Source organism: Pseudomonas sp. GW822-FHT03F04, assembly GCF_058801405.1.
Genome location: NZ_JBXANF010000013.1, coordinates 1 through 24,544, shown reverse-complemented (window position 1 = coordinate 24,544; position 24,544 = coordinate 1). Strand labels below are relative to the sequence as shown.

Below are 24,544 nucleotides of genomic sequence, written 5' to 3'. Positions count from 1 at the left end.
CAGACTTTTATCCCACGGACGGAGAGCCCCGCGTGTTTCCAGCCCTGCCCCTGAGCCGCTTTCGCCTGCCGGCCCTGACGCTGATCGTCAGCGCCATCACCCTCACCGCCTGCAATGCACCGCCCTCCTCGACCTTGCCGCTGGCGCCGGAAGCCGCCTCTGGTTACCGCACCGACCTGCAAGCCAGCCATGCCGAAAAACACATGGCCGCCGCTGCCAATCCGCTGGCTGCCGAAGCCGGTCGCGAGATGTTGCGTCAGGGTGGCTCGGCCATCGATGCCGCCATCGCGATGCAAGCCGTGTTGACCCTGGTCGAACCGCAGTCCTCCGGGATCGGCGGTGGCGCGATGATCGTGCTGTGGGATGGCAAGCAGGTGCGCACCTACGACGGTCGCGAAACCGCACCGGCCGGCGCGACCGAGAAGCTGTTCCTGCAGGCCGATGGAAAACCGATGCCGTTCCCGCAGGCGCAGATCGGCGGACGCTCTGTCGGCACACCGGGTGTGATGCGTGCGCTGGAACTGGCGCACAAACAACAGGGCCGCTTGCCGTGGGCGACATTGTTTGCACCGGCAATCAAACTGGCCGAACAGGGCTTTGCGATCTCCCCTCGCCTGCATTCGCTGCTGGAGTCCGACCCGGTGGTGCGTCGTTCGCCGGACATGGCCAGGTATTTCTTGAACAGCGACGGCAGCGTCAAAGCCGTCGGCACCCGACTGCAAAACCCGGCGTTGGCCGCCGTGCTCAAACGCATCGCCAACGAAGGAGCGGACGCGCTGTACAAAGGCCCGATCGCCGAAGAAATCGTGGCCAAGGTCCAGGGCCACGCCAATCCCGGCAGCCTGTCACTGAACGACCTTCAGCACTATCAGGCCAAGGAGCGCGCACCACTGTGCACCGACTACAAGCGCTGGCAGGTTTGCGGGATGCCGCCGCCGTCATCAGGCGGGATTGCGGTGGCGCAGATTCTCGGCACCTTGCAGGCGCTGGAAACCCGCGACCCGCGTCTGTCCCTGACACCGCTCAAACCGGCGCAAACCGATAAACCGGCCGGCCTCGAACCTGCGCCGCAAGCCGTCCACCTGATCGCCGAAGCCGAACGACTGGCCTACGCCGACCGCGCGCAATATGTGGCCGATACCGACTTCGTACCGGTGCCGGTCAAAGGTCTGGTCGATCCGGGTTATCTGGCCAGCCGCGCGAGCCTGATCGGCGAACGCAGCATGGGTACCGCCAAGCCCGGTACCCCACCGGGCGTGCAGGTTGCCTACGCACCGGATCGCTCGCCGCTACGCATCTCAACCTCGCAAGTGGTGGCGGTGGATGACTTCGGTGGCGCGGTGTCGATGACCACCACCATCGAAGCGGCATTCGGCTCGCACCTGATGGTTCAGGGCTTTTTGCTTAACAACCAGATGACCGACTTCTCGTTCATCCCCGAAGAGAACGGACAGAAAGTCGCCAACCGCGTGGAACCCGGCAAACGCCCTCGCTCGTCAATGGCACCGACCCTGATCTTCGACCGCAGCAGCGGCGAGTTCGTCGCCACCGTCGGCTCTCCGGGCGGCTCGCAGATCATCGAATACGTGGCCAAAACCACCGTCGGCCTGCTCGACTGGAACCTCGACCCGCAAAGCGCCATCAGCCTGCCCAACTTCGGCAGCCGCAACGGTCCGACAGAACTGGAACAGGGCCAGTTCACCCCGGCACTGATCCAGGCGCTCAAGGACAAGGGCCATACCGTCAACGAAATCGACATGACCAGCGGCACCCAGGCCATCGTGCGGGTCAAGGATGCGCAGGGGAAAGCAACGCTGGTCGGTGGGGCGGATCCTCGGCGTGAGGGGGAAGCGGTGGGGGATTGAGTTACCGTTGCCAACTGAAAAAGGCTTACCGAGAGGTAAGCCTTTTTTGTATGTCCATGAATCCGATTCGGTTAAATCACATTGCCTTTTCCTACACCGGAAAAATGCTGTCCGGGATAGAGTGCTTGCAGAGTTCTCACAAACAGTACGACGCAATCGACGCTGATACCGTCGAAATGGAGTAACCCATGAACATACGTCCGATTCATACCGAAGAAGACTACCGTGCGGCGCTCGAAGACGTGTCCGCTCTTTTCGAGAATGAGCCAGAACCCGGCACGCCTGAAGGTGATTACTTCGACATCATGATCACCCTTATCGAGGCCTATGAGGCCAGGCACTTCCCACTCGACCTGCCCAACCCGATTGATGCCATAAGGTTTGGATGGAGCAGTCCGGGCTGTCGGCAGCCGATCTCGCTCCCGCAATTGGCCGGACAAATCGCGTTTATGAGGTTCTGAATGGCAAGCGCGCCCTGACGCTTCCCATGATCTGGAAACTTCACGAGTTGTTCGGTATTCCGGCAGAAAGTCTGATCAAACCCATGAAATCGGTTTGATAGAAAAGCCCGAGTACAGCAAGCTCGATATGCCGCCCCCAACGCATATCACCGGTACAGAGCAATAAGATCGAACACTTTCCCGGGCTTGAGCTTGCCCTTAGGGCAATCCTTAATGTGGAGTCCGAGCAGCCAACAGGAGAGGTTCATGCTTACCATCGGACAAATGGCCCGCAGCCACGGGCTCACCACCAAGACTTTGCGCCATTACGACAGCATTGGCTTGTTCAGCCCGGCAGTCACCGGGCGTGACAACGGCTATCGCTATTACCGCCCGGAGCAGATTGTCACGCTTGGGCGGATCATCTGGCTCAAACAATTGGGCATGGCGCTGGAAGACATTCGTACCCTTGCCTCAAGTGGGGGCCTGGACAGCGTCATCAACCTGCGCGAGTCCCTTGAAAACCACGCTCGGCAGTTGAAGGCCGATATCCAGCGTAGCGAAAACATCCTGGGACAACTGACCCGCTACCTCGCGCAACCGGATCGTGAATTACCCGCCATGCAGACACCTCAGCGCATTGCCTGCCCCGAGTTGCGCATCATGGGGATGTCCTGGCAGCAGGAAGATGAAGGCACCATCGCCCAGATGTGGCAACGCTTCGTACCACGAGAAAGTGAGATCGATCGGCTGCACGACCCGATCGGCACCTTCGGTGTATGCCAACCGCTGGAGGACGGCCAGTGGCGCTATATCGCCGGACTGCCGGTGGGTGCCGATGCGCCTCTGGTCGCAGGCATGGTCGAGCTGCGGATACCGGCGCGTGACTATGCCCGCGTTGAACACCACGGCACCGTCACCACGTTGCCGGAAACCTTCCGCGCCGCCTACAGCGAATGGCTGCCCGCTGCCGGCATGGCACCGGCCGAAGGCATCGAGTTCGAATACTGCGGAGAACGTTTCTTCGGCCCGATGGACCCGCGCAGCGTGGTTGAAATCTACATTCCGTTGCACGACCCGGATTGATCCTGGAGCCTGCTGCGACAAACTTCACTGACCATCCCCGTGTTGCCAGAGCAGCACCTGCGCCTGGCAACCGGAACCCTCAGGCTTCGCCCTCCTCATCCGCAACCCTGACCAACAGATCGCCGGGCTGACAGTTGAGGTACTCGCAGATGGCATCCAGCGTCGCCAGTCGCAGCCCTTTGACCTTGCCCTGTTTCAGCAGCGACAGGTTGGCCTCGGTGATGCCGATGGCCGCTGCAAGGTCTTTGGATTTGACCTTGCGCAACGCGAGCATCACATCCAGTTGAATCACGATAGGCATGTCGACCTCATATAAACGTGCGGTTTTCCCGGTCCACTTCGCTTGCTTGCGACAGGATCCGCGCAATCACCGCGATACACGCGGCCAGGAACAATGCGACGAACGAAGCAGCCGTGATACTCAGGGTGAACAGCCGCTCACCGACCGGCGCATTCTGGGTGACCCACAAGCTGAGCATCGGCTCACAGAGGAAATCCAGCAGCACCCAGATCGCCACGGCTCGCCCGACCTTGCCCAGATAACCGGCCGTTTCACCGGCGAAATACTCACCCCGCCCATAGCTCTGAAACAGCCGGCGCAAATGGTTCAAGCCAGACGCCAGCGCCAGCAGGGGAATACTCGACAGCACGATCCCGCCCAGCTTCTGCCACCACGGGAACAGTGTTGCGGTGTCGACCATTTGTGACAGTTGACGCTCGCTCAGCGCAAACCCCAGCCCCCAGCCCTCCTTTTCCGCCAAGGGTGGGTAAACCCACAACACAGCATTGAGCAGCAGCATTGCGACGATCAGGATTAACGTCATCGTCGCCATGCGCCGACTGAATCGAACGAGTCCGCTGGTGGTCATGGGAAAGCCTCACAAGAATGAATGTGAGCGCCACACTAGCGATTAAAATTATCGAATAACAATAATTAATTGCTGCAAAACATTAACAAGCCGTCAAACGTCCAGATTCTTGCCGACCACCGGATCGCCGATTTTCAGAAAATTCCCACCGGCCACATGATGCAGCGTGCGCAGTTCATCATGCCCTTCAAAATGCCAACGCCCGTCGCTGAAGACTCGCGAATCAGCCTGCGCCGCGATCACCTCTGCCAGGAACAGATCGTACTGTTCATGATTGCGCGGCTCCGGCAGCAACCGACACTCGAGCCACGTCACGCAGCCTTCGAGCAGCGGCGCCTCGATCTGCTCGCCAGCGAAAGTCTGCAAGCCATGGGCCTGAAACTTGTCCCGGCCCTGATCACGATTGATTTCGAGGCCCGAAGTCGAACCGACGGTCTGCACAATGTCGGCCTGATTCACACAGGGAACGTTGAGAACGAAGGTGCCGGACGCTTCGAGCAATTGCCGGGTCCAGGTGGACTTGTCCAGCACCACCGCGACTTTCGGCGGTTCGAAATCCAGCGGCATGGCCCAGGCGGCAGCCATGATGTTGCGCTGCCCGTCATGGGCGGCGCTGACCAGCACGGTCGGCCCGTGATTGAGCAAACGGTAGGCTTTGTTCAGGGGAACCGGGCGACGGAAGGATTCGCTCATGGGATCTGCTCCGGGAAAAAGAGCCGATTGTAGCGGGATAAAAACAGCGAAGGGATTGCCTTGGACAATCCCTTCGCCTGGCAGGCATCAGCTGGACAACTGGTTGGCGAACTGGCCGACCGCGTTCACCACTTTCTGCGCGCCATCCTGGATCTCGACGATCACCGTACCGGCCTCTGCCGCCAGCGCCAGCCCTTGCTCGGCCTGAAGCTTGCCATCGGTCATCAGCGCCACGGCGTTGCGCGCCATGTCCTGGTTCTGACGCACCACACCAACGATTTCCTCGGTTGCCTGGCTGGTGCGCGAGGCCAGTTGCCGTACTTCGTCGGCCACCACCGCAAAACCACGGCCCTGTTCGCCTGCACGGGCGGCTTCAATGGCGGCGTTGAGCGCCAGCAGGTTGGTCTGCTCGGCAATGCCGCTGATGGTCTTGACGATGGTGCCGATCACCTGCGATTGCTCGTTCAGCGCCTCGATGCCTTCGCCGGCGGTCTGCATGTGCCGCGACAGGTCGCGCATCACGTTGACCGCTTCGGTGACCACACGGGTTCCGCGCTGGGCGGTGCTGTCGGTCTGCAAGGACGTGCTGTAGGCGATGTTGGCGGCCTCGGCGACGGCTTGCTCCTGATTGACCTGATCGGTGATCACGGTGGCGAACTTCACCACTTTGTAGAGTTTTTCGTTGGCGTCGAGTACCGGGTTGTAGGACGCCTCCAGCCAGACGATCCGGCCATGCTGATCGACGCGCTTGAATCGTCCGGCAACGTACTCACCGTTGTTCAAGCGGCGCCAGAAGTTCTGGTACTCGGCACTGTTGTACTCATCCGGTTCGCAGAACATACGGTGATGTTTGCCCTTGATCTGCGCCAGGCTGTAGCCCATCCCCTGGAGAAACCGGTCGTTGGCACTCAGCACGTTACCGTTGAGGTCGAACTCGATCACCGCCGTCGAACGCACCAGCGCGCCAATCAGGTTCTCGTGCTCGCGGGAGGCTTCGATGGTGCGGGTCAGGTCGCTGGAGAAAATCGAGAAATGCTTGATCCGTCCGTCTGATGAGCGGATCGGCTGAGCGATCGAACGCAGCCACGCCTCTTCGCCATTGCCGCGCGACAGACGCACGGCACCGGCGAAATGCTCGCCCCGGGTCAGTGCAGACTTGAAGCGGTGATGAAATTCGTCGGACTTCACATGGGCCGGCACGATGTCTTCGATCGCGCGGCCGACCAGGTCCTGGCTCTTGTAGAGCATTTCATTGAGGAAGTTCTGGTTGACCGATTGAATCCGTCCGTCGGGCTCAAGGGTCAGCACCAGCATCTCGCTTTCCAGGCTCTCCTTCACTTGCAGAAGGCTGGAGAGTTCTTCACGAAGAGCCGCCAGCTCTTGCTTGAGGCGTTTGTTGAACATGGGAAAGCACCGATGGACTAGATGGAAAGCGGGGTTACAGCCTAACCATCGGCCTTGGAAATCTTTTCTGAAGTGCGTTTGAGCCTTGTCCTACAAAAATAGTTACGCCTCGGGAAATCAGGCTGTTCCAGCCACCTGACAATGTCCTGCGCGCGGCATCCGCGAGCCGAAATACGCCGCACTGGCGACGCCCACCGCGCCCATCACCGCACAGAACATCACACAGATCCATGGGCTCCACGGCATCAGACCGATCAGCAGCAACGGTGTGACACTGGCCCACGCGGCGTAGGCAATGTTGTAGGTAAAGGAAATACCCGACACGCGGATACGGGCCGGAAACAGACTGACCATTACCGACGGCACGGCGCCGACCACGCCACAGCAAAGCCCTGCGATGGCGTAGGCCAGACCGACCCAGTCACCGCCGACAATCAGGCAGGTGTAGAGCACGCCGATGCCCAGAGGCAACAACAGGCTGTACAGCATGACGGTGCGCCAGGCGCCGATGCGATCGACCAGCCCGCCGGCAATCACGCAGCCGATGTTCAGGAAGACGATGCCCAGGGCACTCAATGCAAAGGTATGGCTGGCAGTCATGCCGAAAGTCTTTTGCATCATGGTCGGGGTGATGACGACGAACACCACCACTGCCGAAGTCAGTACACACGTCAGGAGCATGGCCGGCAGCATCGCCAGACGATGCTCACGCAATACCGTGCGCAACGGCAGTTCGACCCGAGCCTCACGTTGCGCTTCCATGGCCATGAACACCGGGGTTTCGCTCAGCCAGCGACGCAGCCAGACGCCGATCACACCGAACACGCCACCGAGCAGAAACGGATAGCGCCACGCGTAATCAAGCACTTCGGCGGGAGTGAAGACTTGTGCCAGGAAGGTCGCGGTCAGTGCGCCGATCAGGTAACCAAACGTCAGCCCGGCCTGCAGAAAGCCCAAGGCGTAACCGCGATGCCCGGCCGGCGCGTGCTCGGCCACGAACACCCAGGCGCTCGGCACTTCACCGCCCACCGCCGCGCCTTGCAGGATGCGCAGCGCCAGCAGCAGCAACGGTGCGAAATAACCGATCTGTGCATAAGTCGGCATGATCCCGATCAGCAGGCACGGCAGCGCCATCATCAGGATGCTCAGGCTGAAGACCTTCTTGCGTCCCAGCCGGTCGGCGAAATGCGCCATCAGGATCCCGCCCAGCGGGCGCGCCAGATAACCGGTGACAAAAATCCCGAAGCTTTGCAGCAGACGCAGCCACTCAGGCATTTCCGGCGGGAAGAACAACTGGCTGAGGGTCAGGGCGAAGAACACGAAAATGATGAAATCGTAGATCTCCAGCGCCCCGCCCAGGGCTGCAAGGCCGAGGGTCTTGTAGTCGGAACGGCTGAATGGCGCCGGTCGGGCTTCGGAGTTGGCAGTCATGGCAAAGAACTCTGACACAGGCAAAAAACAAGGCGCCCATGGTCTACGCAAACGGGCCGATGGACAACCCGTTAGACCATAGTCTGATTCGGCAAAACACGGTCACAAAAATCCGCCGGTTGATTTACTGTTGGCACCTGTCCAGACGGGCCGGCCAAGCCCCGAAGACCACAATAAACATAAAAATCCGAGGTACTCCCGTGGCCGTTGATATCGAAGATAGCCGCTCTGCGCGCTTTGCCTTGCGCTGCTCAAGCTTTGCCGAACGCTGGTTTCCCGACTCCTGGGTGTTCGCCGCACTGGCGGTGATCATCGTGGCGCTGGCCACCCTGGCCATGGGTGCCAAACCCACCGACGCCGCCATGGCCTTCGGTGACGGTTTCTGGAGCCTGATCCCCTTCACCATGCAGATGGCCTTCGTGGTCATCGGCGGTTACGTGGTGGCCAGCTCGCCGCCGGCCGTAAAGCTGATCGACCGTCTGGCAAAGATCCCGAAGAACGGCCGCTCCGCCGTGGCCTGGGTCGCGCTGATCTCAATGGTCGCGTCATTGCTCAACTGGGGCCTGTCGCTGGTATTCGGCGGTCTGCTGGTGCGCGCCCTCGCCCGTCGCACCGATCTGAAAATGGATTACCGCGCCGCCGGTGCCGCTGCCTATCTGGGCCTTGGCGCCGTGTGGGCGTTGGGCTTGTCGTCGTCTGCCGCACAGTTGCAAGCCAACCCCGCCAGCCTGCCGCCGTCGATTCTGTCGATCACCGGGGTGATTCCGTTCACCCAGACGATTTTTCTCTGGCAGTCGGGAGTGATGCTGCTGGCGCTGGTGGTGATCTCGATCATCATCGCCTACGCCACCGCACCGGGTCCGAACTCGGCGCGCGATGCCAAGGCTTGCGGCATCGACCCGGCCTTCAACCTGCCGCCCCTGCAACCGCGCACCCGGCCCGGCGAATGGCTGGAGCACAGTCCGCTGCTGATCATCGTGCTAGTGCTGCTGGCGGCCGGATGGCTGTTCCACGAGTTCTCGACCAAACCTGCGATCACCGCGATTTCCGGGCTCAACACCTACAACTTCCTGTTCATCATGCTTGGCGCGTTGCTGCACTGGCGCCCGCGCAGCTTCCTCGATGCGGTGGCGCGAGCGGTGCCGACTACCACCGGCGTGCTGATCCAGTTCCCGCTGTACGGCTCGATTGCCGCGCTGATGACCACGGTCAAGGGCACCGACGCCCAGACTCTGGCCCACCACATCTCGACCTTCTTCGTCAGCATCGCTTCCCACGACACCTATGCGCTGCTGATGGGCGTGTACTCGGCGATTCTCGGTTTCTTCATTCCGTCCGGAGGCGGCAAGTGGATCATCGAGGCGCCGTACGTGATGCAGGTGGCCAACGACCTCAATTATCACCTGGGCTGGGCGGTGCAGATCTACAACGCCGCCGAAGCCCTGCCGAACCTGATCAACCCGTTCTACATGCTGCCGCTGCTGGGCGTGCTGGGGTTGAAGGCGCGGGACCTGATCGGCTTCTCGTTCGTGCAACTGCTGGTGCACACGCCGCTGGTGCTGCTGTTGCTGTGGGCGCTGGGGACGACATTGGCGTATACGCCGCCGGTGATGCCATGACGCGGAGTCATCTTCAGGCGTAATTCTCATGAGGGAGCTAGCGTACTGGCTCCCTCATTTGTTTCTGCGCCTTGGAAATGTCACCCAACCGTCACATTCCCTTGCTAGCGTCCGCCCGAAACATACTGAAACAATTAAGCAAAAACGGACTTCGACATGAACGACGACACAGACGGCAAAGATCCCTCCTCGCCAGAATCCGACAATCCCACCGACACCAGCCGTCGCCGCTTTCTCGGCGGTGTCGCCGTTCTGGGTGTGGGCGCCACGCTGGCAGGGTGCGGAAATGCCGGTGATCAGCCGGGCAAACCCGAGGAGCGCCCGCTCTCGCCTGCCGAGCTGGACAAGGCCCTGCGCGATCAGGTGAAGACCGTTGTGGTGATCTACGCCGAGAACCGCAGTTTCAATAACCTGTTCGGTGATTTCCCCGGTGTCGAAAAGCCGTTGTCGGCGCTCAAGCCTGCCGACTATCAACAGCGTGACCGCGACGGCAGCCTGCTGCAGACCCTGCCGCCAGCCTGGGGTGGTGTGTTGCAGATCGGCCCGCAGACTCTCGATGGCGTGACCTATCCCAGCGCGGTCCAGTTCCAGGAAAACCTGCCCAACGCGCCTTTCGCCCTCAAAGGCCCGAACGCCGAGGACTTGCCGCTCGGCCTGGTGACTCGCGACTTGTGGCACGTGTTCTATCAGAACCAGATGCAAATCAACGGAGGCAAGAACGACGGCTTCGTTGCCTGGGCCGACGCCGGTGGTCTGACCATGGGTCACTACGCCCAGAGTCGCTACTCCCTGCGCCTGTGGGACGTGGCCCAGGAATTCGTGCTGTGCGACAACTTCTTTCAGGGTGCATTCGGCGGCTCGTTCCTCAATCACCAATACCTGATCAGTGCCACTGCGCCGTTCTACCCGAACGTCGCCAGTTCGGTCGCCAAGAGCCAGATCGCTGCGCTGCAAAGCGACGACCCGGCCGACCCGCGCCTCAAGCCGCTGGAGCAATCCCCGGCCAGCGCCATGACCGGCCCGCCGCAGTTTGGCCCAAGCGCGCTGACCCCGGACGGTTACGGGGTCAATACCCTCGCCCCGCCCTACTGGCCGACGTGGATTCGCGACCCGGAGCGTCCGGCGTATTCCAAAGCCGATCTGCCAAACGTCCTGGTGCCCCAGACCCACGAACACATTGGCGACAAGCTGTCGAAGAAGAACGTCGACTGGGCGTGGTACGCCGGTGCCTGGCAAGCGACGCTGGATCAGTACAAGGATTCCGGCGGTATCCCGAAAATCCCCAACTTCCAGTACCACCACCAGCCGTTCAACTACTTCCAGCAGCAAGGTCCGGAGCATCCCGAAGAGCGCAGCAAACGCCTGCGCGACGCCGGTCTGGGCGATGAATCGAGCACCAACAAGTTCTTCGCCGATGCCGAAGCGGGCAAGTTGCCGGCCGTGAGCTTCTACAAACCCCAGGGCAACCTGAACATGCACGCCGGTTACGCCGACGTGGCCTCCGGCGACCGCCACATCGTCCGTGCCCTGAAAGTGCTGCGGGAAAGTCCACAGTGGAAAAACATGGTGGTGATCGTGACCGTCGATGAAAACGGCGGCTGGTGGGACCACGTCGCGCCGCCCAAGGGCGATCGCTGGGGGCCGGGGTCGCGAGTACCGGCGCTGGTGGTTTCACCGTTTGCCCGCAAAGGCACGGTGGATCACACGGTCTATGACACCGCTTCGATCCTGCGCCTGATCACCCGGGTGTTTCAGCTGGAGACTCTGGCGGGTATCAAGCAGCGTGACGATGCAATGACCGGCCGGGGTCAGAAGCCGATGGGCGACTTGACCAACGCCCTGCATTTCAAGGTCTGAGGGCAGGTCCTGCGGTACAGCTCAAAAAACTGTGACTGACGGCTTCTCGCCATCACCCGGCTGATCCAATATGTGGCGCACCCGACCAACGGGGAACCCACGCTGAAAAGGATCTGAGCATGTTCAAACTCGCAGGACTTACCCTCGCTGCGCTCACGCTGAGCGCAGCCGCCCACGCCGATGTCGACCTGAAACTGGGCAGCACCGAGCGCGTCACCCGCCTCTTCGCCTATCCCAACAATTGCAGCGTGATCTGCTTTCGCAACTGGACGCTTGAGCAGACTGTCGCCCATTACCTGACTCAAAGTGTGCAGCGCGATGGTTATGCCAACGCCAAGGTGCTGGTGAAAACCGACAACCATCAGCTGTACGCCGAGATCAGCGGCGTGCCGAAAGGCTATGACAAGCCGCTGGCCGCGCTGCTGGATGCCGGCGACCTGGCCTACACCGGCGCCAGCAAGCTCAATGCCGATGGCAAATGGGCGTATAGCTGGTATCTGTTCCTGCCACTGGGCATGGCTCTGGAAAACCGTAAAAGCGTCGAACTGCTGCACTTCCCGCCGGATTACTCGCTGACCCAGGCCCAGGATTACCTGCGCTCCAACACCACCGACCGCTGGGCTGCGCTGCTGACCGACAACGGCATCCCCGCCGACCAGACGCCGGGCTATCAGACCATCATCGACATCGCGCCGATTGCCGCGCCCGCCAGCGCCGGCAAGGATCTGGAAGGGGTCTACGACTACTTCAAGGACTACCAGACCACCATGGTCAAGGAAGTCAGTCAGAACGCCAAAGGCGCCACTCTGCCGATGGTCGCTTTCGGCGCGCCAGTGCGTAACTGGATCAAACAGCAATACGGCGCGACCGTGAATGTACTGGGCCTGGCCACCATCAGCCCAAGCGCAGGCGTGAACGTGCCGGTGCTGGGTTCCAACCACCCGAGTTACATCTGGTACGCCGCCGACCCGGCCAACTACACCGGCGACGACGCACAGGCCAAGGCCGATGCGGCAGGTTTGAAAGTGATGGGGCAAGACTTGAGCGCAGCCTGCTGGCAGGCCGGGATGGGCAGCAAACCGGGCACCGATCCGAAAACCTTGCTGAACAGTTGCACCCAGACCTGGCAAGTGACGCAGAAAACCAAGACCTGCGAACTGTTCTACACCTCGATCCGTAACGAAACCGCAGCGCAGGCGGCGACCACCTGCTCGACCCCGACGATCAAGACTCAGCTGCAACAGCTGAACGGTCCGTTGCCGGCCATGGCAGCACCTGCTCCCCACCTCTGATCGAACGCATGAAGTTCCCGTGTCAGCCTTGGCTGACTCGGGAAAGCGTCTATTTCGCCTGTCAGATCTGACAGTAGACCGCTAGTGTCATTTACGGGATTCTTGGATTCAAAGCTCGGACTCAAGGACTGACAGGATGTCAGTCTCGGCAATCGCGACACCTGGCCGACAAGGAACGTTATGAACACTTACGCACTGCAAAGTGGCTCCCCTCGCGACACCGAGGGCATTTATCCCTTCGCCGGACTCCCCGTTCGCCTCGGATTCCCCTCCAGAGCTGATTTCGAAATTGTTCAAGGCAGCCATGCCATGTCCATCGCCGTCGTGGCGCGCCGGGAATTCCTGCGTATCACCCGAATGTGCAGGGTCTCGGGTCAACTGCTGCCTTACCGCTGCCGGCAGACCCGACAACTGCAGCCCGGTATTCATATCTACGATCCGCGTTTCTTCGGACTGTTCGAACACTCGTGCGACCCGAACGTGTTTCTCGACATGAGCGAATTGTGGCTGTGGGCACTGCGGGACATCAAACCCGGCGACCGGCTGACCATGGATTACACCGCCACCGAGGACAAACTGCTCAGGCAGTTCGTCTGCGGTTGCGGGTCTTCACACTGTCGCGGGTGGATCGTCGGCTACGACGAATCCCCCAATCTTGAAGGCCAGCGCTATTTGCAGAGCTGGCGTCGGCAAGGTTTGCGCTGACCGGAGAGTTACTGCGCTTCTACCGGACGCAAACGGTATTGCGGCGGCAGTTGCTCGAAACCGCTGATGGTCGTGTTCAAGCTCTTCCAGCGGCCATCCTTGATGCCGTAGATGCAACCGTGGATCGACAGGCTCTGCCCGCGATGCCAGGCGTTCTGGATGATGCTGGTGTGAGCGACGTTGGCCACTTGCTGGATCACGTTGAGCTCGCACAGACGATCGACCTGCTCTTCTTCGGTCGGCAACTTGGCCAGTTCTTCACGTTTTTCGTAATACAGATCGCGGATCGACCGCAACCAGCCATCGATCAGACCGAACTGGCGATCCTGCATCGACGCCCGCACACCGCCGCAACCGTAGTGGCCGGTGACCAGAATGTGTTTGACCTTGAGCACGTCCACCGCGTACTGGATCACCGACAGGCAATTGAGGTCGGTGTGCAGTACCACGTTGGCAACGTTACGGTGAACGAACAGATCACCCGGCAGCATGCCGACGATCTCGTTGGCCGGCACCCGCGCATCGGAGCAACCGATCCACAGGTATTCCGGCGTCTGCTGGCGGGCCAGTTTGGCGAAGAAATCCGGGTCTTCCTTGGTAATCGCGTCAGCCCAACGCTCGTTGTTATCAATCAGGTCTTGTAAGTCATGCATGCTGTAAGGCCTCAAGAAAGATGCGCTGCTTTGACAGACAACCGTCCGTCGGGGTCACGAAAGGATCGCAAGTGATTTCGTTGGAATTCTCGTGTGCCCGGTGAGTCCACCTCAGTAAGGCCCACAGTATGAGGATTTGCCATGACTGATTCACGACGTCCCTTCGATGCGGTGCAGCCGGAGCCCATCGATGATAACGAAGACCGCATGGGATCGGTGCATGAGCTGGACTTCGACGACGAACAGCCCAGCGCAAGGATCGGCGACGAACTGACGGAAACCGAGCGTGAACAGCTGATGCCCCGCGAGCGGGTGCGTGAGGCGGGCCTGACCGGTGCTTCGGTATCTGACCACGAGCCGACCGACGATGATCTGAGCCCGGAAACCCTGATCCATGAGGACGGCGCGCGGGATGCGGACGAGCCAGGATCAGGCAATCAGGCGGATTGGGACTTGAGCATTGTCGATGAGGACGACATTGGCGGCGGGGACGGGCTGGATGAAGCGGAAATGGCACGGCGCGATCCGATGGATGGCAAGCGAGGATGACCTGAAAGATCGCCATCGCGGGGTGACCCGCGATGGCGATCAACGCTTAATCCACCAGGGTGCAGGCCATGACCACAGCGTCTTCACGCCCGCCTACCGCCGGGTAGTAATCCCGGCGCCGGCCGATTTCGTTGAAGCCATAGCGCTCATACAAGCGAAAGGCCGAGGTGTTGCTGTCGCGCACTTCGAGGAAACATTCCCGGGCATCCGCCGCATAGGCGCGGGACATCAGGTGCTCGAGCAATGTCAGCCCCAGGCCCCGGCCCTGATTTTCCGGTTTGACCGTGATGTTGAGCAGGTGCGCCTCATCCAGAATGATCTGCACTACGCCATGTCCGACTTGTTGCTCACCTTCGAACATCAGCCAGATCTGGTATTTGCCCAGCCCGTCGAGAAAAATCCCGCGAGTCCATGGATGGCTATAGGCCGCGAATTCAATCTTCAGTACGGCATCCAGATCGGCTTCGACCATCGGGCGGAACGTTACAGCGTCACTCATTCGATTCTTTCCAGCGCGCCATCAGCCGACGCATGGCTTGCCACACGGCGGCCTTGCGCTGTGGCTCTTCCATCAACAATTCAAGCCCCGGCACGGCCCACGCCAGGCCAAGACCCTCGATTTGCAATTCGCGATTGAACGCTTCGGCATCCGCTTCGCCGGCAAATCGCACCGCCGGCAGGCCGATCAGCCACAGGCAGGCGCACGGCGCCGCCTCCATTTGAACCGACAGGAAACCCTGGACGAAATCCCGGGCCGCTTCGGGCCCCTGATCCATGGTGCCGCGCACCAGCAATGGCCAGCGCACCGGATCACCGACGATCTGCGGCGCATCCGGCAGACCGGCGGCGCGCAGCATATCCTTGAGCAACAGATACGCCGGATCGCGGGACTGGAAAGAATCGCCTGTGGGTAACTCCACCAACAGCAGGCAACGACCGGCCCGCAGCAATTGCAGAGTAAAACGCGGTGGCGGGACCGGCGCCGGTTTGACCACCACAGGCGTTTCGTCGACTTCTTCCACCGGCTTGGCGCCCGTGCGGGTGCTGGCCAGCGAAGGTCGCGGGACCTCGATCTTCGGCCGTTCGACCGGACGCGCGGCAGGCTGCACCGGCGCATCGGCCTGCGGCGCAGGTGCCACGAACACCGGGACGTCAGGCTCGGGCTCGGCAACGTCCAGCAGCTCGGGCCGTGACGGCGCGGCAAAGGGCAATTCGGTGCGCGGCAGCCAGTTGACCACCTGCATGGCGTTCAAATAGGCGCGGCGGCGGGACTCGATTAGCAAGGGTCGGCCACTTGTGGATAACTGAAGTGCGCTGATTCTACCGCCCTTCGCTCAAGATCGCCCGCTGTTGATCGATAGTCTTGACCGATACCTTGACGCAAAGAAAAGCGACAGCCCGTCCCGAGAGTGAATCGCATCCCGCGCGATGCAGTACAATCGCGGCTTTTAATCGCCAACCAGCCGGCCATTCCGATGATCGAACCCAAGCGCGTCTTGCGCGCCCTCGCTGAACACTGGGCACTTCTGGAGCCACTGTGCGAGCACTTCGACCAAGGCACCCTGAGCCTCAACGAACTGCGCACGCAACTGGCCGCCCAACAACTGGACAGCACGCCGCAGGACATCACCAGTCTGCTCGACGTGTGGATTCGCCTCGACATTCTGGTGCCCGTGGCCAAAAGCCCGAACCGTTTCGAGCTGAACGCGCAGATTCACGACTTCCTCGCCTACCTGCGTCGGGAACACCGACTGGGCCTGTGCCTGGAGATCGAAGCTTATTTGCGTCACCTCGAGCGTCTGGCCGGTTACATCCAGGATGCGTTCGACATTCGCGATGGCAATGATCTGGCGCGTCAGTTGCGCCTGCTCGACATGCGCGTGCGCGACGTTCTGAAGAAACTCGACAACGACGAACAGGCGCTGGTGGCCGTGGCCGAGCGGGCCAAGACCAGCGACCGGCAGATTCCGCTGCGTCAGCGTTACGCCGAAGTACTGGCGACCTGGGACGAATACGTCGAGCCGATGATTGATCTGGTGAACGCCGACGGCGCCTTCGAACAAGGCGTACGCAAGGTCGAAACCGTGCTGCTGAAGATGCTCAGTGAACAGCAGCGCCTCGGCCATCTGGTCGATGACGACATGCTGCTGCGCACCCACGCGCGCATCCTCGAGATGCAGACCAGCGCCCAGCTGACCCTGCGTCACGCCCGCGAACTGCTGCTGCCGTTGCGTGAAGAAGCGCGTCGACACAACGCCGTAACCCGTGGCGCCGCCCTCGCCCTTGCCGCGATCCGCCGCAAAGGCATCGACGCCGTACCGCAAGCCGCGATGCCGCTGTTCACCCGGCCGCAAAGCACCTTCCTTGGCAGCGCCAGTCAGGTTGAAGCCTACGTCTACGCCCTGGCCCGTTTCGAGCCGAAACCGGCGCGCTTCCCCAAGGCGCACAAGACACAGAAAGGCGAAGCCCCGCGCGCACCGCGCACCGTGCGCGAAATGGTCGACCGTTGCGAAGAATCCCTGCCAATGCCGGATCTGATGACCTGGCTGCTGGAGCAGGAACCGGACGGCGCGACCGACGAATTGCTTTACTGGTTCTCGCGCCTGTCGCGGGAAAAACGCTTCAAGCGCGAGCGTCTGGAACGCCGCGAATACCACACACACGAGCACCAGGTCAGCCTGCGCTCCTTCGCCCTGCTCTCGGCCGCCGACACCGCCGCCGAGGATTCTGCGAGCATTCCCAATGCATCTTGATCTTTCCGAACTGTCGCAACTCGCGCCGATCTTCCGCGAGCTGTTCAAGGGTTACCACGTCAGCCGCCGCGATCCGGAGCTGTACGCGCAACTGTCGAACTTCCAGGACCAGTACCGCACGCTGTTCAAGGCACTGGGTTTCGAACTGGTCTGCGACACCCGTGGCTTCTACTATTTCGTGCCGGACATGGCGGCAGCGGCGGTGAACAAGACCGCTCAGCGCCTGGCGCTGTTCACCTTCATCCTCGTCGAGCATCTGGCCGATCAGGGCCGCGATCCGATCGCTGTGCTCGACGGCGGCAGCCTCGGCCGCGAAGAATTGCCGTCGCTGCTGGAAAAGTACCGCGACCTGTTCATCCAGGCCGAAGTTCAGACCGTTGAAGAGCTCGAAGAAAAAATCATGCGCCGCATGACCCAGCTCGGTTTCGCTGGCGAAGAAAACGGCGTGTACCGTTTCCTGCCGCCGATGCACCGTTTCCTCGACGTCTGCCTCTCGGTTCAGCAGGACCGCGATCTGGCAGCCAGCGTGCACAGCGTGCTGCCGCTGCCGGCACCGGTGCTGATCGACGAAGAGGCCGAGGCCAAATTCCTCGAGACCGACGATCCACTCGATCTTTCCGAATTTGAGGAAGAGAGCGAAGAAGACGCACTGGCCCGCGCCATTGCCGAAGAACAGGAGTCCGACGCATGAGCCAGGAACGCTACGGCATCCGCCGCTTTGCCCTTTTGAACACCGCCGGTTACAGCCTCGGCCTGTTCCCGCTGGAAGAACCGCTGTCGGTCTACGGCGCGAACAACCTCGGTAAATCCGCCTCGATCAACGCCTTGCAGTTCCCGATCCTGGCGCGCATGTCGGACATGAGTTTCGGCAAGTACAGCCTGGAACAATCCCGGCGTTTCTACTTTGCCTCCGACACCAGCTACATCCTCGTCGAAGTGAACCTGCCCCACGGCCCGCACGTGATCGGCGTAGTCGGTCGCGGCCCGGGTGGTGGTTTCGGTCACCAGTTCTTTGCCTACGCCGGCAAGCTCGATCTGGCGCACTACCAGAAAAACGACACCTGCCTGCGTCAGAAAGAACTGTTCAGCAACCTTGAGAAGGAAGGCCTGAAAGCCTACGAACTCAAGCCTGATGAACTGCGCCGTTTGCTGGTTGGCGGTCATACGTCGATCCCGCTGGATCTGACCCTGATCCCGCTGCGCTCCACCAGCGAGCAGAGCCTGAAGACTTTCCGCGCGCTGTTCATCAACCTGCTGCACATGCGCGAAATCACCGCAGCCAAGCTCAAGCAATTGTTCCTTGATGCCTTCGAACACAGCCTGCGTTCCGGCAGCGTCGATTACATCGCCGCGTGCGAAGAAGCTTTCCGCGACGTGCGTCGCATGGAACAGGACTACAACTCGCTGGTGGCTGCCGGTCCACTGGTCGAAGCCTTGGCCAACGGCGTGAAACAGCGCGACGTGCTGCGCGGCAAGCTGCATCGCCTGTCGCCGCTGCTCGATTCGTTGCTCGGCACCTGGTCGGATTACGCCGGTGCGCGCAAAGAAGAACTGGCGATCCAGGCAGAACATTACCGTCGCGAGCAGGACGATCTGCAAAACGATCAGCGCGGTGGCACCCAGGAGCTGATGCGTCTGGAGCGGGAAATCTCCGGTATCCAGCGCTGGCTCGGTGAGTTGTCGGTGCTGAAAAACCGCTTTGCGCTGGTCGATGACGTCAAGGTACTGGAGCAGCAACTGCTGGCCGCCAAGGACGCTCACGATGAACTGGCCGGTGCGCTGGCGCAGTCCCGTCAATTCAGCGCCGAGGATCTCGAGGAGCGTCTGCGGGATCTGGAAAAACGCCTGAAGTCGGTGAAACAACAACTCGATCACGCCGACAACAACAGCTACGCCCGCCTGCGTGAAGAGTTCTCGCAACAGGACGTCGAACGCCTGATGCGTCTGTTCAACAGCGCACTGTTCAGCCTGCCGCTGGGCGAACACGGCATCACCCTCGACGAGGACGGCGAGTGGGTCAAATCGGTCGAGCTGATCCTCGACGGCTTCAAGGGCGAGCGTTTCGAAGTGCCGGGCCTGTCGATCGACATCTCGCACATCGAGCCGCCGGCCCTGCAAGCGCTGGCCGACCGTGCCGCGCTGCGTGATCAGAAAGAGCGTCTGGAAAAAGAACTCAAGCAACTGAAAACCCAGCAAGCCGTGGCCGCCGACCGCGCCGCGAGCAAGACCCAGACCGAAGCGCTGTACCAGCAGGTGCTGGATGCGCAGAAAGCTTTGGAAGACTTCCGCCGCACCCAGACCCTGAGCGCCGAAGAAGGTGACAAGCTGGAGCAACTGGCGCAGATGGAAGCCGCGCAGGACGAACTCAAGCGTTCCAGCGATGCGTTCACCGAGCGCGTCCAGCAACTGTCGGCCAAGCTGCAACTGGTCGGCCGGCAGATCGCCGACATGGAAGCCAAGCAACGCACCCTCGACGATGCCTTGCGTCGCCGTCAGTTGCTACCGGCGGATCTGCCATTCGGCACGCCGTTCATGGATCCGGTCGACGACTCCATGGACAACCTGCTGCCGCTGCTCAATGACTATCAGGACAGCTGGCAAGGCTTGCTGCGTGCCGATGGCCAGATCGAAGCGCTGTACGCGCAAGTGCGCCTCAAAGGCGTGGCCAAGTTCGACAGCGAAGACGACATGGAGCGCCGTCTGTCGTTGCTGATCAACGCTTACGCGCACCGTACCGACGAAGCCCTGACCCTCGGCAAGGCGCGTCGCGCAGCCGTGACCGATATCGCGCGGACCCTGCGCAATATCCGCAGCGACTACGACAGCCTCGAGCACCAACTGGCGCTGTTCAACCGCGAGATCAACAAGCGTCAGGTCTCCAACCTGCAGAGCTTCCGCATCGTGCTCGCGCCGAACAAGGAAGCGCTCAAGCACATCGACCAGATCATCCACAGCGCCGGTCAGTACGAAGAAGGCGAAACCCTGTCGGTGTTCGACCTGAGCCAAAGCGCGGAACAGGACAACAAGAACGAAGAGGCCAAGGAATACCTGGCGCGTCTGGTGGCGGCGAACCACAACCAGCTCGGCCTCAAGGACTTGTTCGAGCTGGCGTTCGAGATCACCAAGGTCAACGGCCAGCCGGTGATCCACACCGACATCGATGGCGCGGCGTCCAACGGCACCACGATGACCATCAAGGCGCTGACCAACATGTACTTGTTGCTGCACTTGATGGACCGCGACCTGGCCGGTCGCGTGCGCCTGCCGTACTACCTCGACGAGGCGGCGGACATCGACGAGAAGAACCAGGCAGCATTGCTGGAAACCAGCCTGCAACTGGGCTTCGTGCCGATTCTGGCGAGCGTGAAGCCGCAGGTCTGCGCCAGTGTCGCCATCGACCTGGAAGGCGGCAGCGGCCCGGCCGGCATCTACATCGACGAGGCGGACTGGAAATACATCCGCCGTCACGATGTGGTGAAAGCCACCATCAATGTCGAAGCGGACGAGCCGGAGCTGGATGCGGTTTGATGCGTAACTGACGGGCACAAAAAAGGGCCGCGATCCATTGGATCGCGGCCCTTTTTCATGGGCTCGGGATTATTTGCCGAGGGGGATTTTCGGCGCCCAGGTCAGCCATTCGTCTTCGAACTTGTCGAACAGCGCGAAGGTCTGTTCAGCCCGAGCCGGGTTGCCCATCCGCTCACCGTCCGGCGTGGCGAAGGCGATGCCGCCCTGTATCGCCGTCTCCAGAGACTCAGTGCGTACGGTCACGCCTTTGAACAAGCCGATATCGAAACCGACACCGCTGGTGTTCCAGAAGCGGCTACCGCTACGTACCAGTGGCGCGTACTTCGGCTCGATCAGGATGTGCACCAGTACGCGATCCGCAGTCTGGCCCAGTTCATAACCGGTGACTTTACCCACGGTGATTTCGCGGTAAGTCACTGGCACACCCGGTTTGAGCGAACCGCGACGAGCGGCGCTCAAGACCAGGCTCAAGCCTGCTTCCTGCTTGGCCAATTCTGGCGGATTGGCCAACGCCACGAAGTTCTTCTGCGGGCCGAGGTTCTTGGCTGCCGGTTGCACTTCGAGATATTGGCCGGTCACCAGGGTTTCCAGGTTCGAGGTTTTGATCAGCCCCAACTCCGGTTTGACCACCCAGAACTGACTGCCGACCCGAGCAATCTTCTCCGGCACTTCTGTGATGCGCGCGGTGAGGATCACCGATTGCAGGTCATCGGTCAGGTCGACGCTTTCGATCTTGCCCACATCCAGGCCTTTGAAGCGAATCGGCGTGCCGCTGCGCAAACCGTCGGCACGGTCGACCTTGATGGTGACCACCGCGCCCTTCTGATTCGCGTCATCATGATTGGCGAACAGACGGAAGCGCGGAATGCGCTTCTGCAGCGGAGCCTTGGCTTGCGGCGTTTCGAAGGCGATGCCGCCGGCCATCAGGGTCTGCAACGACTCGCTCTTGACCTGAATGCCGCCGGTCAAGCCACCGGTCAACGTGACACCGCTGACGTTCCAGAACCGGGTCGAGGCGTTGACCAGGTTTTCGTATTCCTTCTCGATGTGGACACCGATCACCAGTTGCTTCCGGGTCTTGGAGAATTGATAGCTCTGCACCGAACCGACCTTGACCTGCTTGTAGAGGATCGGGCTGCCGACATCGATCGAGCCGAGCGTGTCGGTGAACAGCACCAGGTGCAGACCCGGTGAACGGAGGTCCAGCGGCGGCGCTTTCGGCCGGGCTTCGAACTCACGCTGCGGAGCGCCGCCCTTGTCGCCTGGGCGCACGGCGATGTAGTTACCTTTGACCAACGCTTCCAGACCGGTGATGCCGGCCAGGGAAATCGACGGCTTGACCACCCAGAACTGGGTGCCGGTGACCAGATATTCTTCAGCCAGAGGATCGAGGGTCAATTCAGCGGTGGCGCTGGACAGATCCGGATCGATCTTCAGCGCTTTCAGGTTACCGACCTGAATGCCCTTGTACATCACCGGGGTACGCCCGGCCTGCAGACCTTCGAAATCACTGAGTTTGACCTTCACGCGGATGCCGGCGGCGGCCGCATCGAAGTCTTCGTAGAGGCGGAACGGTAGGCTCGGATCGGTCGGCGGGCTGTCCTTGCGGTTCTCCGGCGTGGCGAAGGCAATACCGCCGGCGACGATGCTGGCCAGGGATTCGCTGCGCACTTTCACCCCGGACAGGTTGGCGTCGATGCTGATGCCGCTGGCGTTCCAGAAGCGCGTATGTTTACGCACCAGTTTGGCGTAGGTCGGCTCGATGAACACTTTGAGTTCGACAGTGCTCTGGTCTTCCGACAGCACGTAACTCTTGATCTGGCCAACCTTGATCTGCTTGTAGAACACGGGGCTGCCACGGTTCAGCGAACCCAGGCGATCCGCCTTGATCGTCAGGTGCAGGCCGGGTTTGGAGTCCGACAGCGGCGGCTCTTCGGCCAGGGCCTTGAACTTGCGGGTCGGCTCGCCTTCACCCGGGCTGATCGCGACATAGTTACCCGATACCAGGGTTTCCAGACCGGTGATACCAGCCAGTGTCACACTCGGTTTGACCAGCCAGAAGCGGGTACTGGTCTTCAGGTATTGATCGACATCCTTGTTCATTTCGATGGTGGCGATCACGCCTTTGGTGCCGCCTTCGTCATCGAGCTTGAGAGCTTTGACCTTGCCGACGGGCATGCCTTTGTAGACCACTTCGGTCTTGTTGGCCTGGATACCTTCACCGCTTTCGAAGCGCACCTGAATCTCGATGCCGGTTTCGTTGTAGGCACGCCATCCCAGCCAGCCGCCGATGATCAGGGCAATCAGGGGCAGTACCCAAATGGCAGACCAGTTCGAAGCCGGTCGGGTTTTCGCTACAGGCAAATCAGTCATGGTCGGCGTCCGACTCCGTGTTATCCCAAATCAGTCGGGGATCGAAAGTGACAGCGGCGAGCATCGTCAGAATCACCACACTGGCGAAGGCGATGGCGCCAAGATTGGCTTCGACGCTGGCAAGCCGGCCGAAGTTGACGACCGCCACCAGAATGGCGATCACGAAAATATCGAGCATGGACCAGCGGCCGATGAACTCGATGAAGCGGTACATCCAGATCCGCTGACGTGCAGACAAGGGCTGGCGGCGCTGCACCGAAAACAGCAACAGCGCGATACCCACCAGTTTGAATGTCGGCACCAAAATACTGGCGATGAACACCACGGCAGCGATCGGAATCATGCCGTGCTGCACCAACTGGATCACACCGGACATGATCGTGCTCGGATCACCCTGGCCCAGCGAGCTGACTGTCATGATCGGCAGTACGTTGGCGGGGATGTAGATAATCGCCGCAGTGATCAGCAACGCCCAAGTACGCGCGAGACTGTTCGGGCGCCGCGCATGAACCAGCGCACCACATCGGGTGCAGGTCTGAACATCGCTTTCGGTATCCTGCCTGTTCAGTTCGTGGCATTCGGTACAGATCAGAATGCCTGCATCAATCGCCCGCATGGGCATCTTCTCCTGATAACGCCTGCCAGATCTGGTGCGGTGACATCACCACTTCGAGCCAGACCTGAACCAGTAACAAGCCGATGAAACACGCCAGACCGAGGCCCACGGTGATAGCCGCCATGTCCGCCAGTTTGACGATCGCGACCAGGACGCCCATGAGGTAGACCTCGAGCATGCCCCAGTCTTTGAGGTGGTGATAAATACGGTAGAGCAGCAGCCCATAACTGCGCCCGATGTTGAAACGGATCGTCAGCAATACCATCAGTTGGCACAGCAGTTTCAGCAGTGGAATTGCCATGCTGCACAGGAATACGACGACTGAAACGCCGCGCATATCGGTATTGAACAGGCCGATTACACCGCTCCAGACAGTGTCCTGCGACGATTGCCCCAGAACATTGAGCTGCATGATGGGTAAAAAGTTCGCCGGCACGTAGAGCAGCAGTGCGGCAATGACCAGGGCAAGACTGCGCTGCACCACGTTATGACGGTGGGCATACAGTTCATAACCGCAGCGTGGGCAGAGGGCTTTTTCGCCGTGAGCAAGCTTGGGCTTGCGCATCAGCAGATCGCACTCATGACAGGCCACCAAGTCATCCAGCGGTAATTCTGACAGCCCGGGGGCGTCAACCGAATCTGACATAAGGGCTCTGACTCCGAAAAAGTTGGGATCTATTCTAGTGTTCTGATTCGAAAATAACTGTGCAAATTTGTTCGCTGACGCGAGCAAAAACTTTCCTGCGGGCAAAACAAAACCCCAACTGCTTTCGCAATTGGGGTTTCGGAATTTAATCTTGACGATGACCTA

At 60.8% G+C, this 24,544-nt stretch carries 20 protein-coding genes and 3 pseudogenes; 11 read left to right on the top strand and 12 right to left on the bottom strand.

Going from position 1 to position 24,544, the window contains the following annotated elements; translation table 11 throughout:
- The first annotated feature begins 32 nt into the window (after positions 1-32).
- The 3 genes and pseudogenes from ggt (at position 33) to AC1RMX_RS26195 (ending at position 3,391) form a co-directional block, all read left to right on the top strand.
- The gene (gene ggt, locus AC1RMX_RS26205) at positions 33-1,865 is read left to right on the top strand and encodes a gamma-glutamyltransferase (RefSeq protein ID WP_493073496.1); all 1,833 of its coding nucleotides are present in this window, start codon (positions 33-35) and stop codon (positions 1,863-1,865) included.
- Positions 1,866-2,053: 188 nt separating this feature from the next.
- Positions 2,054-2,424, top strand: a pseudogene (locus tag AC1RMX_RS26200) (helix-turn-helix domain-containing protein).
- Between the two features lie 148 nt (positions 2,425-2,572).
- Positions 2,573-3,391: a MerR family transcriptional regulator gene (locus AC1RMX_RS26195; protein ID WP_493073495.1), complete on the top strand. Its 819-nt coding sequence runs from the start codon at positions 2,573-2,575 to the stop codon at positions 3,389-3,391.
- Between the two features lie 79 nt (positions 3,392-3,470).
- On the opposite strand, the gene AC1RMX_RS26190 is transcribed toward AC1RMX_RS26195, so the two are convergent.
- From AC1RMX_RS26190 to AC1RMX_RS26165, 6 genes and pseudogenes are all read right to left on the bottom strand, one after another.
- Entirely contained in the window at positions 3,471-3,692 is a 222-nt protein-coding gene (locus tag AC1RMX_RS26190) for a helix-turn-helix domain-containing protein (RefSeq protein WP_102621208.1), read from the bottom strand.
- A 7-nt stretch (positions 3,693-3,699) separates the two neighbouring features.
- A complete protein-coding gene (locus AC1RMX_RS26185; protein WP_493073493.1) occupies positions 3,700-4,260 on the bottom strand; it encodes a DUF2975 domain-containing protein in 561 nt (186 codons plus the stop codon).
- Positions 4,261-4,353: 93 nt separating this feature from the next.
- Complete coding sequence (locus AC1RMX_RS26180; protein ID WP_493073492.1) at positions 4,354-4,953, bottom strand: flavin reductase family protein; 600 nt, start codon at positions 4,951-4,953, stop codon at positions 4,354-4,356.
- Between the two features lie 87 nt (positions 4,954-5,040).
- A pseudogene (locus tag AC1RMX_RS26175) lies at positions 5,041-5,472 on the bottom strand (methyl-accepting chemotaxis protein); the annotation flags it as partial.
- A gap of 108 nt (positions 5,473-5,580) precedes the next feature.
- Positions 5,581-6,267, bottom strand: a pseudogene (locus AC1RMX_RS26170) (PAS domain-containing protein); the annotation flags it as partial.
- Between the two features lie 207 nt (positions 6,268-6,474).
- Entirely contained in the window at positions 6,475-7,788 is a 1,314-nt protein-coding gene (locus AC1RMX_RS26165) for an MFS transporter (protein WP_493073491.1), read from the bottom strand.
- 200 nt (positions 7,789-7,988) lie between these two features.
- On the opposite strand from AC1RMX_RS26165, the gene AC1RMX_RS26160 reads away from it, so the two are divergent.
- The 4 genes from AC1RMX_RS26160 (at position 7,989) to AC1RMX_RS26145 (ending at position 13,261) form a co-directional block, all read left to right on the top strand.
- Complete coding sequence (locus AC1RMX_RS26160) at positions 7,989-9,407, top strand: short-chain fatty acid transporter (protein WP_096822678.1); 1,419 nt, start codon at positions 7,989-7,991, stop codon at positions 9,405-9,407.
- A 156-nt stretch (positions 9,408-9,563) separates the two neighbouring features.
- On the top strand, positions 9,564-11,264 hold the full coding sequence (locus AC1RMX_RS26155) for an acid phosphatase (protein WP_493073489.1): 1,701 nt from the start codon (positions 9,564-9,566) through the stop codon (positions 11,262-11,264).
- A gap of 119 nt (positions 11,265-11,383) precedes the next feature.
- Positions 11,384-12,556, top strand: a complete 1,173-nt coding sequence (locus AC1RMX_RS26150; RefSeq protein WP_192558994.1) for a hypothetical protein — start codon at positions 11,384-11,386, stop codon at positions 12,554-12,556.
- A 180-nt stretch (positions 12,557-12,736) separates the two neighbouring features.
- Positions 12,737-13,261 (top strand): SET domain-containing protein-lysine N-methyltransferase, encoded by a 525-nt coding sequence (locus AC1RMX_RS26145; RefSeq protein WP_096822673.1) that lies wholly within the window; start codon positions 12,737-12,739, stop codon positions 13,259-13,261.
- Positions 13,262-13,269: 8 nt separating this feature from the next.
- Here AC1RMX_RS26145 and can read toward each other — a convergent pair whose 3' ends face one another.
- A complete protein-coding gene (can, locus tag AC1RMX_RS26140; RefSeq protein WP_096822671.1) occupies positions 13,270-13,914 on the bottom strand; it encodes a carbonate dehydratase in 645 nt (214 codons plus the stop codon).
- A gap of 141 nt (positions 13,915-14,055) precedes the next feature.
- Between can and AC1RMX_RS26135 the strand changes: the two genes are divergently transcribed.
- Complete coding sequence (locus AC1RMX_RS26135) at positions 14,056-14,463, top strand: serine kinase/phosphatase (protein ID WP_096822670.1); 408 nt, start codon at positions 14,056-14,058, stop codon at positions 14,461-14,463.
- Positions 14,464-14,509: 46 nt separating this feature from the next.
- Here the strand turns inward: AC1RMX_RS26135 and rimI are convergent, their stop codons facing one another.
- Together rimI and AC1RMX_RS26125 are read right to left on the bottom strand one after the other, a co-directional pair.
- Positions 14,510-14,962: a ribosomal protein S18-alanine N-acetyltransferase gene (gene rimI, locus AC1RMX_RS26130; RefSeq protein ID WP_096822667.1), complete on the bottom strand. Its 453-nt coding sequence runs from the start codon at positions 14,960-14,962 to the stop codon at positions 14,510-14,512.
- Positions 14,955-15,707 carry an energy transducer TonB gene (locus AC1RMX_RS26125; RefSeq protein WP_493066647.1) on the bottom strand — a complete coding sequence of 251 codons (753 nt, stop codon included), beginning with the start codon at positions 15,705-15,707 and terminating at the stop codon, positions 14,955-14,957. Before AC1RMX_RS26125 ends, rimI begins: the two co-directional genes overlap by 8 nt.
- A gap of 231 nt (positions 15,708-15,938) precedes the next feature.
- Between AC1RMX_RS26125 and mksB the strand changes: the two genes are divergently transcribed.
- Genes mksB through mksF form a run of 3 tightly spaced genes read left to right on the top strand, consistent with a single transcriptional unit; the run spans position 15,939 to position 20,744 of the window.
- A complete protein-coding gene (gene mksB, locus AC1RMX_RS26120) occupies positions 15,939-17,216 on the top strand; it encodes an Mks condensin complex protein MksB (RefSeq protein WP_273539198.1) in 1,278 nt (425 codons plus the stop codon).
- A complete protein-coding gene (gene mksE / locus AC1RMX_RS26115) occupies positions 17,206-17,907 on the top strand; it encodes an Mks condensin complex protein MksE (protein ID WP_096822662.1) in 702 nt (233 codons plus the stop codon). Before mksB ends, mksE begins: the two co-directional genes overlap by 11 nt.
- Complete coding sequence (gene mksF, locus AC1RMX_RS26110; protein ID WP_096822661.1) at positions 17,904-20,744, top strand: Mks condensin complex protein MksF; 2,841 nt, start codon at positions 17,904-17,906, stop codon at positions 20,742-20,744. The genes mksE and mksF overlap by 4 nt, the downstream gene beginning before the upstream one ends.
- A 69-nt stretch (positions 20,745-20,813) precedes the next feature.
- On the opposite strand, the gene AC1RMX_RS26105 is transcribed toward mksF, so the two are convergent.
- Genes AC1RMX_RS26105 through AC1RMX_RS26095 form a run of 3 tightly spaced genes read right to left on the bottom strand, consistent with a single transcriptional unit; the run spans position 20,814 to position 24,379 of the window.
- Complete coding sequence (locus tag AC1RMX_RS26105; RefSeq protein ID WP_493073488.1) at positions 20,814-23,117, bottom strand: PqiB family protein; 2,304 nt, start codon at positions 23,115-23,117, stop codon at positions 20,814-20,816.
- Positions 23,110-23,733 (bottom strand): paraquat-inducible protein A, encoded by a 624-nt coding sequence (locus AC1RMX_RS26100; RefSeq protein ID WP_096822659.1) that lies wholly within the window; start codon positions 23,731-23,733, stop codon positions 23,110-23,112. The genes AC1RMX_RS26105 and AC1RMX_RS26100 overlap by 8 nt, the downstream gene beginning before the upstream one ends.
- A complete protein-coding gene (locus tag AC1RMX_RS26095; RefSeq protein ID WP_096822658.1) occupies positions 23,720-24,379 on the bottom strand; it encodes a paraquat-inducible protein A in 660 nt (219 codons plus the stop codon). Before AC1RMX_RS26095 ends, AC1RMX_RS26100 begins: the two co-directional genes overlap by 14 nt.
- Positions 24,380-24,544: the final 165 nt, after the last annotated feature.